At 68.9% G+C, this 12093-nt stretch carries 11 protein-coding genes; 4 read left to right on the top strand and 7 right to left on the bottom strand.

The features are described from left to right. Positions 1-37: 37 nt before the first annotated feature. Positions 38-967, bottom strand: a complete 930-nt coding sequence (locus FEK34_RS05145; RefSeq protein WP_138446674.1) for an ADP-ribosylglycohydrolase family protein — start codon at positions 965-967, stop codon at positions 38-40. 108 nt (positions 968-1075) lie between these two features. Further along, a complete protein-coding gene (gene rarD / locus FEK34_RS05150; RefSeq protein WP_138446959.1) occupies positions 1076-1981 on the bottom strand; it encodes an EamA family transporter RarD in 906 nt (301 codons plus the stop codon). A 91-nt stretch (positions 1982-2072) separates the two neighbouring features. On the opposite strand from rarD, the gene FEK34_RS05155 reads away from it, so the two are divergent. Continuing rightward, the gene (locus tag FEK34_RS05155; protein WP_138446675.1) at positions 2073-4496 is read left to right on the top strand and encodes a cation-translocating P-type ATPase; all 2424 of its coding nucleotides are present in this window, start codon (positions 2073-2075) and stop codon (positions 4494-4496) included. 55 nt (positions 4497-4551) lie between these two features. Here the strand turns inward: FEK34_RS05155 and FEK34_RS05160 are convergent, their stop codons facing one another. Then, on the bottom strand, positions 4552-5019 hold the full coding sequence (locus tag FEK34_RS05160) for a VOC family protein (RefSeq protein WP_138446676.1): 468 nt from the start codon (positions 5017-5019) through the stop codon (positions 4552-4554). Between the two features lie 92 nt (positions 5020-5111). Further along, positions 5112-6002, bottom strand: a complete 891-nt coding sequence (locus FEK34_RS05165) for a hypothetical protein (protein ID WP_432760931.1) — start codon at positions 6000-6002, stop codon at positions 5112-5114. A gap of 220 nt (positions 6003-6222) precedes the next feature. Here FEK34_RS05165 and lspA point away from each other — a divergent pair, with 220 nt between their 5' ends. The 3 genes from lspA to FEK34_RS05180 are packed head-to-tail and all read left to right on the top strand — an operon-like array spanning position 6223 to position 8627. Then, complete coding sequence (gene lspA, locus FEK34_RS05170) at positions 6223-6924, top strand: signal peptidase II (RefSeq protein ID WP_138446677.1); 702 nt, start codon at positions 6223-6225, stop codon at positions 6922-6924. After that, complete coding sequence (locus FEK34_RS05175) at positions 6921-7847, top strand: RluA family pseudouridine synthase (protein ID WP_130915804.1); 927 nt, start codon at positions 6921-6923, stop codon at positions 7845-7847. The genes lspA and FEK34_RS05175 overlap by 4 nt, the downstream gene beginning before the upstream one ends. 51 nt (positions 7848-7898) lie before the next feature. Further along, positions 7899-8627, top strand: a complete 729-nt coding sequence (locus FEK34_RS05180) for a hypothetical protein (protein WP_349292409.1) — start codon at positions 7899-7901, stop codon at positions 8625-8627. A 156-nt stretch (positions 8628-8783) separates the two neighbouring features. On the opposite strand, the gene FEK34_RS05185 is transcribed toward FEK34_RS05180, so the two are convergent. The 3 genes from FEK34_RS05185 to FEK34_RS05195 are packed head-to-tail and all read right to left on the bottom strand — an operon-like array spanning position 8784 to position 12092. Further along, the gene (locus tag FEK34_RS05185; protein ID WP_138446679.1) at positions 8784-10298 is read right to left on the bottom strand and encodes a flavin-containing monooxygenase; all 1515 of its coding nucleotides are present in this window, start codon (positions 10296-10298) and stop codon (positions 8784-8786) included. After that, positions 10295-11215, bottom strand: a complete 921-nt coding sequence (locus FEK34_RS05190; protein WP_138446680.1) for a ferritin-like domain-containing protein — start codon at positions 11213-11215, stop codon at positions 10295-10297. Before FEK34_RS05190 ends, FEK34_RS05185 begins: the two co-directional genes overlap by 4 nt. A gap of 1 nt (position 11216) precedes the next feature. Beyond that, complete coding sequence (locus FEK34_RS05195) at positions 11217-12092, bottom strand: SDR family NAD(P)-dependent oxidoreductase (RefSeq protein WP_138446681.1); 876 nt, start codon at positions 12090-12092, stop codon at positions 11217-11219. Position 12093 lies beyond the last annotated feature (1 nt).

Consider the following 12093-nt stretch of genomic DNA (forward strand, 5'->3'; position numbering starts at 1 on the left):
GCGGATCGTGCAGTGATCTCAGTCGATGTGGGACCGGCTAATCCGCGTTCTTCGCGGCGATCCGGTGCGCGAGCGCGACCAGATCGTTGCCGGTCAACCCCGGATACCCGTGCAGCATCTCCCGCCACCGCGCCGGCACCGCCGACGCACCCCACCGCGCCCCGAGCAGCGCTCCCGCGATGGCGGCGGTGGTGTCGGTGTCGTTGCCGGCGCGCACGCACTGTTCCAGCGCGCGCGGCAGGTGGTCCGGCCCGGACTGATCGGTGGTGGTGATGGCCCACCACGCGGTCTGCAAGGCGTGCACCACCCAGCCGTTCTTCGGGAAGTCCTGCGGGGTACCGGTTTCGGCCTGATCCAGCAGCGGCGTCCAATAGTCGGCGGCCGGGCAGGAGGCGACGTAGTCGCGCACGCCGTCGAAGTTCGCCTCCAGGATCGCGTGCCGGATGGCATGGCTCCAGATCTTGCAGGCCTCGACGGCCTGCTGGTCGTGATGGGTGAGCAGCCCGATCGCGCCCGCCGCCTTCGCGCATTCGACCGGATCGGTGAGGTAGGCGAGGGCGACCGGCCCGGTGCGCATGAGCGAACCGTTGCCGCCGGTCAGTCCGGGCAGTGACATGGCCACCGCCTGCATGCCGCGTGCCGAGGCAGGGCGCGCACCGAGGACCTTCGAGGTCTGCACGCCGACGTCGGGCGGCTGCGAATCCCACCACGCCATGAATCCGGCGGCCACCTCGTCGAGATCGATGCCGCGGTCGGCCTTGTCCGCGGCCAGCGCGATGGCCACCGCCATGGAGGTGTCGTCGGTCCACTGGCCGGGCGCCCAGCCGAACATGCCGCCGCCGACCATATCGATCACCTGGTCGTCGCCCGGATAGGTGAACTCGTAGCCGGCGCCGAGCGCGTCTCCGGCCGCGCTGCCGAGCAGTGCGCCGGCCGCCCGGTCCAGGTGCGCGTCATCCAATATCACTGATACCCCTTGTCACAGAAAAATCCCCTGGTCACAGGGCATTCGAGGTCGATTCGACGGCAGAATGTAGCCCACCGCGGGCCTGCCGCGCTGCTCGTCTGTGGGTGATCACAGTGGGCTGTCGCTGGGCACTGGTTCCGCGCGCCGCCGACCGCGCACCAGCGCATGCACGGTGAACAGCGCCAGCGCCGCCCAGATCAGCGCGAATCCGGCCCAGCGCGAGGCGGGCATCGGCTCCCCGGCCACCGCGACGCCCCACGCCAACTGCAAGGCCGGTGTCAGATATTGCAGAATCCCCATGGTCGACAGCGGAACTCGTTGCGCGGCCACCGCGAACAGCAGCAGCGGCACCAGCGTCACCGGCCCGGTCGACATGAGCAGCGCGGTATCGGAGACGCCGCCACCGAAGCTGCCCTGCCCGGTGACGGCGAGCACGATCACGAACACCAGCGCAAACGGGGCAGCGATCAGGCCCTCGGCCGCCACCCCGCGCAGCGCGTCCAGCGGGATCACCTTCTTCACCAACCCGTAGACGGCGAACGAGCACGCCAGCGTCAGCGCGATCCACGGTGGACGCCCGTAATCGACGGTGAGCACCGCGACCGCCGACGCCCCGAGCCCCAGCGCCACCCACTGCGCGGCGGCCAGGCGTTCCCGGAAGATGATCACCCCGAACGCCACGGTGACCAGCGGGTTGATGAAGTAGCCGAGCGCGCACTGCACCACCTGTTCGGAGATCACCCCGTAGACGTAGACACCCCAGTTCAGCGAGATCGCCGCCGACGCCACCGCCGCGTACCGCCAGGTGCTCGCCGAGATCCGGCGCAGCTCGCCCAGACGGCCCACCGCGATCAGCACGATGAGCACCACCACCAGGGTCCACAGAATGCGTTGCGCGAGTACCTCGGTGGCGGGGGCGAAGGCCAGCAGACCGAAGAACGCGGGGAATGCGCCCCAGGACGCGTACGCCCCGACGCCGAACGCCACCCCGGGAATCGACTCGGTCCGCCGCACCCGTCCGACGGTACCGCGCGCCGCCGCGCACTCGTCGCCATCGGTGGCTGGTGACGGCTCGCGCCGGACGCCGTCGCTTAGGCTGGCAGCCATGTCGATATCCGTGCAGGCGCCGCGTTCGACCGGGTTGACCGCTGCCGAGGTGGACGAACGTCGTCGTGACGGCCGCACCAACGATGTGCCCGACCGGGCCAGCCGTTCGGTGCGCGATATCGTCCGCGCCAATGTCTTCACCAGGATCAACGCGATCCTCGGTGTGCTGTTCGTGCTGGTGATGGCGACCGGTTCGGTGATCGACGGCATGTTCGGGCTGCTCATCGTGGCCAACAGCGCGGTCGGCATCATTCAGGAGATCCGCGCCAAGCGCACCCTCGATCAGCTGGCCATCGTCAGCCAGGCCAAGCCGACGGTGCGCCGGGACGGTCGTTCCGAGCAGATCGCGCCCAAGGACGTGGTGCTCGACGAGCTGATCGAACTCGGACCCGGCGATCAGATCGTGGTCGACGGCGAGGTCGTCGAATCCGAACTGCTCGAGGTCGACGAGTCGCTGCTCACCGGTGAGGCCGATCCGGTGCACAAGGAGCTGGGCGCGCAGGTGCTCTCGGGCAGCTATGTGGTGTCCGGTTCCGGCGCCTACCGCGCCACCAAGGTCGGCCGCGACGCCTATGCGGCCAAGCTGGCCGAGGAGGCCAGCAAGTTCACTCTGGTCAATTCCGAACTGCGCAACGGCATCAACACCATTCTGAAGGTCATCACCTACCTGTTGATCCCGGCCGGTGCGCTGATCATCTACAACCAGTTGTTCTCCAGCGGCCAGTCGTGGCGGCCCGCGGTCACCGGCATGGTGGCGGCGCTGGTGCCGATGGTGCCCGAGGGCCTGGTGCTGATGACCTCGATCGCGTTCGCGGTCGGTGTGGTGCGGTTGGGCCGGCGCAAATGCCTGGTGCAGGAGCTGCCCGCGATCGAGGGCTTGGCCCGCGTCGATGTGGTGTGCGCGGACAAGACCGGCACGCTCACCGAGAACGGGATGCGGCTGGCCGACCTCAAGATTCTCGGCGCAGGTTACGAGGCCGAGATCCGCCGTGCGCTCGCGGCCATGGCCGGCGACGATCCGCGCCCCAACGCCAGTGTGCAGGCCATCGCCGAGGCGCTGCCCGAGCAGCCGGACTGGACCTACACCGCCGTCGCGCCGTTCTCCTCGGCCAAGAAGTGGAGCGGTTTCTCCTACGGCGAGCACGGCAACTGGCTGCTCGGCGCCCCCGATGTGCTGCTCGATTCCGGTTCTGAGGATGCCCGCACCGCCGAGGAGCTCGGGTCGTCGGGGTTGCGGATCCTGTTGCTGGCCACCAGCGATCGCGCCGTCGACGCACCCGACGCGCCGGGCGTCGTCACCCCGGCCGCGCTGGTGGTGCTGGAGCAGAAGGTGCGCCCGGACGCGCGCGAGACCCTCGACTATTTCGCGAGCCAGGATGTCGCGATCAAGGTCATCTCCGGCGACAACGCGGTGTCGGTGGGCGCGGTGGCCGCCTCGCTGGATCTGCCCGGCGGCGATCATGCCGTCGACGCGCGCGGGCTGCCCGAGGACCGGGACGCGCTCGCCGATGTGCTGGACCGGGAAACGACTTTCGGCCGGGTGCGCCCGGATCAGAAGCGCGCCATGGTGGGTGCGTTGCAGTCGCGCGGGCATACCGTCGCCATGACCGGGGACGGCGTCAACGATGTGCTGGCGCTCAAGGACGCCGATATCGGCGTCGCGATGGGCTCGGGCAGTCCCGCCACCCGCGCGGTGGCCCAGATCGTGCTGCTGGACAACAAGTTCGCGACGCTGCCGTATGTGGTGGGTGAGGGCCGCCGGGTGATCGGCAATATCGAGCGCGTCTCGAATCTGTTCCTCACCAAGACGGTGTACTCGGTGCTGCTGGCGTTCCTGGTCGGCCTGGCCGGTGCCGGGTCGCAGATCTTCGACTACGAGCCGATCGGGTATCCGTTCCTGCCGCGGCATGTCACCATCGCGGCCTGGTTCACCATCGGCATTCCGGCGTTCATCCTGTCGCTGGCGCCGAACAACGAGCGGGCGCGTCCGGGTTTCGTGGGGCGGGTGATGCGGTTGGCGATCCCGTCCGGTGTGGTGATCGGCGTGGCCACCTTCGTCGCGTATCTGATCGCGTACGCGGGGCCGGAGGCGACCGAGGAGCAGACCGTGCAGGCCGGCACCACCGCGCTCATCACCTTGATCATGATCGCGGTGTGGGTGCTGGCCATCGTGGCCCGGCCGTACGTGTGGTGGAAGGTGGTGCTGCTGGGCGCCTCGGTGCTGGCCTACCTGCTGCTGTTCACCATCCCGTTCACCCGCGAGTTCTTCAAACTCGACCCGTCCAACGTCGGGCTCACCACCGCCGCGGTGATCTGCGGTGTGGTGGGCATCGTGCTGGTCGAGGCGGCCTGGTGGATCACCGCGTCACTGCGCGACGAGGAGCACAAGCTCATCCCGGCGTCCCCGGGCGGGGCCGCCTGAGCGAGGCGTGGGTCCTGGCTGCGGGGCGTCACCCGCAGCCAGGATCACCCGGCTGTCAGGACGCTCCGGTGAACTCGGCCATCCGCCGCTCCATCTCGTCGGGGGCGACGTCCTCGACATGGGTGGCGACGGTCCACTGGTGGCCCCACGGATCGGTGAAGCTGCCCGTGCGGTCGCCGTAGAACTGGTTTTCCATCGGCATGAGCTCGGTGGCGCCCGACGCGATGGCCGCGGTGAAGGCGGCATCGGAATCGGGGACGTAGATGTTGAAGTTCACCGGCGTGCCGCCGACGGTCTTCGGGTCGAGGAACTTCATCTCCGGCGCCGGATCGCCGAGCATGATCACCGAATCGCCGACCAGCAGCTCACAATGCGCGACCTTGCCGTCCGGTCGCGGCATGCGCATGCGCTCGGTGGCGCCGAACACCTTCTTGTAGAACTCGATCGCTTCGGCCGCGCCGTCCACGGCCAGGCCGGGGGACAGGCGCGGGTAGCCCTCTGGAATCGGGGAGACATCGGACATCGCAAGACCTCCTGGTCTCGATCGGTTGTCGGACGGGTTCGAGCCTAGGCCCGGGTACCGACAGACATCCGCCGATCGCGAGATCCCGCGGCCTATTCGCCCCAGGACACCCGTGTGCTGATGGTCTGGCGCAGCAGCGTGTCCGTGCGCGCATCGCGGTAGGACTGGTGCCCGCCGATATCGATCGCCCCCGACACCGGCAGCGGCAGGCCCAGATCGACGATGATGGTGCCCGCACCGGTCATCGCGTAATCCTCGATCTGCAAGGTGCCCGCGTCATTGGGCAGATTCCAGGTCCGCGATTTCGGCGTCTGGGCCACGGTCAGGTCGATGGTGAGCCGGTTGCCGTCGCGTGCGGTCAACGTCGCCGTCGTCACCTGGTCCAGGGCCACCCCGCCGGTGACCTCCTGGCGCACCGTCCACACCGCGCCCACACCCACCGGATCGTCCGGGAAGGTGATCGACTGGTACACCGCCTGATAGAACGCCTGCTCGATGGCCGCGCGCGCGGAGTTCGAGGTATCCGGCGAGGGGGCCAGCCGCAGCGCGGTGATCGCGCCGAGCTCGCTCATGTCCAGGCCGGCGTGCGAGCCGTCGGCGGCGGTCAGCGCCTGCGACAGCGCCGGGTCAGGGGTGGTGACGGCGCCGAGGGTGAGGTCGACGTCGGAGTCGTGCGTGCGGGCGGTCAACGGGATGGTCAGCGCCGGATGCGAGAAGTCGCGCGGCGGCTGATCGTTGATCTGCTGCTGGATGCGGTGATCGGTGCGCAGCGTCACCTCCTGCACGGTGCCGTCCGGGAAACCGGCCCGCAGTGCGCCGCGCGGTTCGTCGCCGGGCGACTCGACGGTGGCCACGGCGGCGGCGATCGGCACCGTCACTTCACGCCCGATGCCCAGCGGCTCGGTGCCCTCGACGTCCGCGGACGGCTCGGCGCCGTCGCTGCACCCGACACCGAACGCCGACAACCCGACCGCGAGCACCATGATCAGCACTCCGGAACGGCCGATCCGGGGTGCGTGGGGAGAAGACAACACCGTCACGAGCAACAGAGTACGACCGGTTCCTGAGTGTCAGCTGGGACATGCGGACAGCGCAGCCTGAGGATCGGCTGGGACACCCGCTGCCCGCAGTGCCGGTACATGCGGTGCCCGCAGTGCCGGGACATGCGGTGCCCACAGCACAGGCCGGTTCTCGCCTCGAGAGATGATGGTCGGCGTGAGTGACGACCGGCCACCCGAGCCAAGCACCGCCGAGCAGCCCCCCGAGGGCCCGGCACGCCCGCCGCAGCGACTGCGGCTGTTGCTGGTGATCGCGGCGGTGTTGTTCGCCCTCGACCTGCTCACCAAGGTCATCGTGGTCGCCACGCTGACCCCCGGCGATCCGGTGTATCTCATCGGTGACGTCGTCCGTCTGAGCCTGGTGCGCAATCCGGGCGCGGCGTTCTCCATGGCGACCGGCATGACCTGGCTGCTGACGCTGGTCGCGGCTGCGGTGGTGATCGGTGTGATCCGCATCGGCCGCACCCTGCGCTCGCTGTGGTGGGCGGTCGGCCTCGGCATGGTCCTCGGCGGTGCGCTCGGCAATCTGGTGGATCGGCTGTTCCGTTCGCCGGGTCCGTTGCAGGGCCATGTGGTCGATTTCGTCGCCGTGGGCTGGTGGCCGGTCTTCAATGTCGCCGATTCGGCCATCGTGTGCGGCGCGATCCTGCTCGTGGTGCTGACGGTGTTCGGATTCGAGCCCAACGGCACCAGGGTCGGTCGCGAGAAGGCGGCGAGCGAAGCAGCGGAAACCGATCCGGGGAACACCGAGAACACAGTGACAACCGAGAAGAACGACACGATCGAGAAGACCGACGACGCGGCGAACACCGAGAACACCGGCGCGGGCGAGGGGAGCGCGGCGTGAGGGAAACCAGGACCATGCCGGTGCCCGACGGGCTCGACGGCATGCGGGTCGACGCCGGCCTGTCGCGGCTGCTCGGGCTGTCCCGGACGGCGGTGGCGGCGCTGGCCGAAGAGGGTTCGGTGCAGCTCGACGGTGTCGCCGCGGGCAAATCGGATCGGCTGACCGCGGGCGCCTGGCTCGAGGTGGTGTTCCCCGAACCCAAACGCGAACTCACCATCGAGGCCGAACCGGTCGAGGGGATGAAGATTCTCTACGCCGACGACGACATCGTCGCGGTGGACAAACCCGTCGGCGTGGCCGCGCACACCGGCGTCGGCTGGTCCGGGCCGACGGTGGTGGGCGGGCTGGCCGCGGCCGGCTACCGCATCTCCACCTCCGGCGCGCACGAACGTCAGGGCATTGTGCACCGCCTCGACGTCGGCACCTCCGGGGTGATGGTGGTCGCCCAGTCCGAGCACGCCTACACCGTGCTCAAGCGCGCGTTCAAGCAGCGCACCGTGGACAAGCGCTATCACGCACTGGTGCAGGGACATCCGGATCCCAGCAGCGGCACCATCGACGCCCCGATCGGCCGGGCCCGCGGCAACGACTGGAAGTTCGCGGTCACCGCCGACGGCCGCCCCAGCGTCACCCACTACGACACGGTGGAGGCGTTCCAGGCGGCGAGCCTGCTCGACATCCATCTGGAAACCGGCCGCACGCATCAGATCCGGGTGCATTTCTCCGCGATCCGCCATCCCTGCTGCGGTGACCTCACCTACGGCGCCGACCCCCGCCTGGCCGAACGGCTCGGCCTGCAACGGCAGTGGCTGCACGCGCGTTCGCTCGGCTTCCAGCATCCCGCCGACGGCAGGTATCTGGAGATCACCAGTGAGTACCCGGCGGACCTGACGCACGCCCTGGATGTGCTCCGCAATGCGTGAGTGCCGGTCGCGCGGCGCCGGAGACGACCGTCGCCGGAGGATGTGCTGACCGTGCCCGGTGAGCCAGAATCCGGCCCGCGCGACGACGCCGGGGACACCCCCGTTCTGCGGTCCACGCGCACCATGCGCGCGATGTTCGCCGCGGTCGCCGGGGTGGTCGTGGTCGTGCTGATCGCCGTCGGCGCCATGCAGCCGCCGCGTTCGGAGGGCGTGTCCACGGATCGGCTCGGCCCCGAGCAGGGCGAGTCGGTGGCGGACTACCTTGCGCGAGCACGGGATTCGCTGAACGGCACCGATTCCGCCGAGCACTGGGCGCTGGTGTCGTTCACCGAATACCAGACCCCGCAACGCCTTCCGGAGCTCGCGGGCGGGCTCCAGATCGGCCGCGTGCTCTACCAGGTGCCGCTGCCGCGCGTGCAGACCCAACTGGTGACGGTGCAGGTCCCCGCCACCGAGGAGGTGGTGCTGCGCTCGGCCGAGGACGCCGCCTGGCAGCTGCTGGACCAATTGCGCCGCACCGTCGCCGTCGACGAGCGCACCGAGAAGATCACCACCGTCTCGGTCGCCCGGCTGCGCGAGGGCTGCGCGTGCGCGGTGGGCCTGATCGTCCGCGGCACGCTGGATCAGCTGCGAAACCTCGCCGCGCGCAACGGCATCCGGGCAGTGGCGGCCCTACCGGCGGACGCGGCCGCCGGCGCCTTCGCGGTGGTGCCGCTGCTACCCGACGCCACCGGCGTCATCGGTCCCGCACCCGACGATGGTCCGGTCCCCGAGCGATAGGACTCGAGCGATAGGACTCGAGACCTCCGTGCCCGTTCCCGCCGGATCACCGCCGACTTCGGTGGATCCGTAGGCGTCGTCCACATCCCCCGAGCCAGGTCCGGCCGGCCCGCTGCCCGCGCGCCTCCCTGCGCACGGGCAGCCGCACCTGCGCGCCTATCCGGCCCGCGCCCCACTAACCGCGAGCGCCCGAGCCTCCACCCGCGGTGTGAGCACGTAATCGCCGAGATCCACCTCGGCGAGCTCACGCACATACTGCGTGCCGAACCCGGGATACATCGTCGCGTTGAACCCATCCTCGGTGAGATACCAGCTGCGGCAGCCGGAGTTCCAGGTCGTCGCGGCCAGCCGCCGTTGCAGCCGGGCGTTGTAGCGGTCCTGCCGTTGCCGGTCGACTTCCATTGTGCGCAGGTCCCGGCGCAACAGCACTCCGATGGCCTCGGTGATGTAGTCGATCTGGGCTTCCATGTACACCAGCGCCGAATTGTGCCCCGGCCCCGAGTTCGGGCCGAAGGTGAGGAACATATTCGGATAGCCCGCCACCGCGACGCTCTTGTAGGCGTAGGCGCCGCGGCTCCATTCCTCGCCGAGTTTGCGGCCGCCGCGCCCGGTCACCGGAATCGGCGCGCCCGCCTTGGACACGTCGAAGCCGGTGGCGAAGACGATGCAGTCGGCGCTGTGCACGATGCCTTCGGCGGTCTGGATGCCTTCGGGCACCAGGCGCACGATGGGCCAGGTGATCAGTTCGCAGTTGTCGGCTTGCAGCGCCGGGTAGTAGTCGTTGCTCATCAGCAGCCGTTTGCAGCCGGCCCGGAAGTCGGGGGTGAGCTGGCGGCGCAACCACGGGTCGCGCACCTGGGACCGCAGATGCAGCCGCGAGACCTGCTCGACGACGCGGGTGAGCGGGCTGTTCCACACCACTCCGAGCGCGACCGATTCGTGCCCCCAGAACCAGGCCTCCCGCGCCAGGGTCTGGGCGAGCGGGAGTCGTCGGTACAGCTCTTTGGTCGCGGCCGTGGTGTCGCGGTTGACCCGTGGGAGCACCCAGCCGGGGGTGCGCTGGAACACCGTGACCTTGCCGGCCTGTTTCACCAGTTCCGGCACGATCTGCACGGCGCTGGCTCCGGTGCCGACCACGGCCACCTTCTTGCCGGTGAAGTCGTAGCCGTGATCCCAGCGGGCGCTGTGGATCTTGTGTCCGGCGAAACCCTCCAGGCCGTCGATATCCGGGAAGCTGGCGTTGGACAGTGGGCCGGAGGCGATCACGACCGCGCGTGCGCGCAGCGGGCGCTTGCGGCCGGTAATAGCGATGGACCACAGGCCGGCGTCCTCGTCGAATTCCAGGCCCGCGACGTTGTGGCCGAATCTGATGGATGGCCGTATCCCGAACTCGTCGACCATGGATTCGATGTAGCCCAGGATCTCCGCGCTGCCCGAATAGGTCTGCGACCAGTCCGGATTCGGCGCGAAACTGTAGGAGTACAGCCGCGACGGAATATCGCACGCCGCACCGGGATAGGTGTTGTCGCGCCAGGTGCCGCCCACCCTGGTGTCACGTTCGAGCACCGCGACGTTCGTGACGCCGCGCTGACGCAACCGGATCGCCACCCCGATCCCGGCGAAACCCGCTCCGATGACCGCCACATCCAGTGGCTGTGCCGCCGCGCTCATGCGACCGGCTCGTGGGTCAGCGCCTTCGACCACGTGGGCTGTTCGGCGAAGTAGCGTTCGGGGATGCGGCCGGTCACCTTGACCAGGGTGTCGGCGACCAGGTGGTACGGGTGATCGCGATTGATCACCCAATCGCTGTGCATCTTGACCAGCCGGTACATGGGCAGCCGGTTCACGATCGGGGCCCGTTCGCCGACGGCCTTGAACCGGGCCATCGCCGCGTACAGCTTGTCCTCGGATACGCCCATCTCCACGATGTTGTCGCGCATCTTGTTCAGCAGCGGGAAGTAGCTGAGCGCGCCGACGATCAGCGACGGCTTGGCCCAGCCGCCGATGAAGTCGATGGCCAGTTTGCGCGCGGTGGCGTGCCCGAGCAGCTCCATCACCGCGTAATCGGTGGCCAGATGCCGGGATTCGTCGGCGTTGATCTTCTTGAACACCTCTTGGGCGACGGGGTCCTTGATCTCATCGGTGACGAATTTGATCAGCGCGCCGTCCAGCGCCACTTCCAGCATCGGGATCACGGTGCCGAGGAAAGACAGCGACATGCCGTCGGCGTGCTTGTCCAGGAAGTCGATCACCAGTTTCACGTTGATGTTCGGTTCCGGCATCTCGTCGCCGTCGAGCATGCCCCAGCGCCGCATCAGGGCCAGTTCGGCATTGGCGTGGCGCTGTTCCTCGGCATGGAAGTAGCGGTAGATCTCCTTGAGGGTGTCGGTGGGCGCCTTCTTGGCCATGGCGGCGAAACCGCGGGCGCCGACGTTCTCGATCCACATCAGATCGGACATGAAGGGCTTGAGCTTGGCCCACAGTTCGGGGTCGATCTCCTCGGCGCCGGGAGCGTCCCAGTCGATATCGGCCAGGGCCCACTGCTTGGCCTTGATCTTGGTGAGCATGTTGTCGAAGTCGAATGCCATGTCAGGCTCCTGTGGTATCGGAGTTCGGCTCGGTCGCGGCCGCATCCCCTTGGGGCAGTAGGCGATTGAGCAAGCCGAGCGCGTGGGCGTAGGTGGCGGGAAAGGTGCGTTTGAGCTGCCAGACGAGCCGGGCGTCCAGCTGTGGCAGCACGTAGAGGCGGCCGTGGTCGAGTGCGTCGAGGGCGCCCGCGGCGACGCGTTCGGGGGAGAACCCGGTCCAGCGCATCAGCTGATCGGCCAACCGCGACGGCCCCGAGGTGATCCGGCCGTCGGCGACCACATTGGTTTTGACGAAGGTCGGGCACAGCGCCGTCACCGCGACGCCGCTGCCCGCCAATTCGGCGTACATCGTTTCGGTCAGCGACAGCACCGCGGCCTTGGAGGTGTTGTACACCGCCATCCCGGGCGCGGCCGCGAAGCCCGCCGCCGAGGCCACGTTGACGATGCCGCCCCGCCCCGCGGCGCGCAGGCGCGGTGCGAAGATCTCGCACCCGTGCACCACGCCCCACAGGTTGATGCCCAGTGCCCATTCCCAATCGTCGAAACCGATGTCGCCCACAGGTTTTCCGCCGATGCCGACCCCGGCGTTGTTCACCACCACCGTCGGCGGGCCGGAGAAGACCTCCTCGGCGAAATCGGCCAGGCGCACCACATCCGCGCGCTGGGCGACATCGCAGAAGAAAGCATGTGCGGGCCGCCCGTGGTGCCGCTCGATCAGGCGAACGGTCTCATCGGCGCGATCCTTATCGATATCGGCGCACACCACCTCACCGCCGCGCGCGGCGAGTTCCAGGGCGAAGGCGCGGCCGATGCCGCTGCCGGCACCGGTGACGACCGCCTTCGCATTGCGTGTGCGGTCGGTGCTGAACGGCCACATC

Source organism: Nocardia cyriacigeorgica, from assembly GCF_005863245.1.
Classification (GTDB): Bacteria; Actinomycetota; Actinomycetes; order Mycobacteriales; family Mycobacteriaceae; genus Nocardia; species Nocardia cyriacigeorgica_C.

What these genes read in the sequence shown, in the direction of transcription:
- FEK34_RS05155 (WP_138446675.1), top strand. Translation starts at nt 2,073, where the DNA reads ATGTCGATATCCGTGCAGGCGCCGCGTTCGACCGGGTTGACCGCTGCC.
- FEK34_RS05160 (WP_138446676.1), bottom strand. Translation starts at nt 5,019, where the DNA reads ATGTCCGATGTCTCCCCGATTCCAGAGGGCTACCCGCGCCTGTCCCCC.
- FEK34_RS05165 (WP_432760931.1), bottom strand. Translation starts at nt 6,002, where the DNA reads ATGGTGCTCGCGGTCGGGTTGTCGGCGTTCGGTGTCGGGTGCAGCGAC.
- lspA (WP_138446677.1), top strand. Translation starts at nt 6,223, where the DNA reads ATGATGGTCGGCGTGAGTGACGACCGGCCACCCGAGCCAAGCACCGCC.
- FEK34_RS05185 (WP_138446679.1), bottom strand. Translation starts at nt 10,298, where the DNA reads ATGAGCGCGGCGGCACAGCCACTGGATGTGGCGGTCATCGGAGCGGGT.
- FEK34_RS05190 (WP_138446680.1), bottom strand. Translation starts at nt 11,215, where the DNA reads ATGGCATTCGACTTCGACAACATGCTCACCAAGATCAAGGCCAAGCAG.
- FEK34_RS05195 (WP_138446681.1), bottom strand. Translation starts at nt 12,092, where the DNA reads ATGTGGCCGTTCAGCACCGACCGCACACGCAATGCGAAGGCGGTCGTC.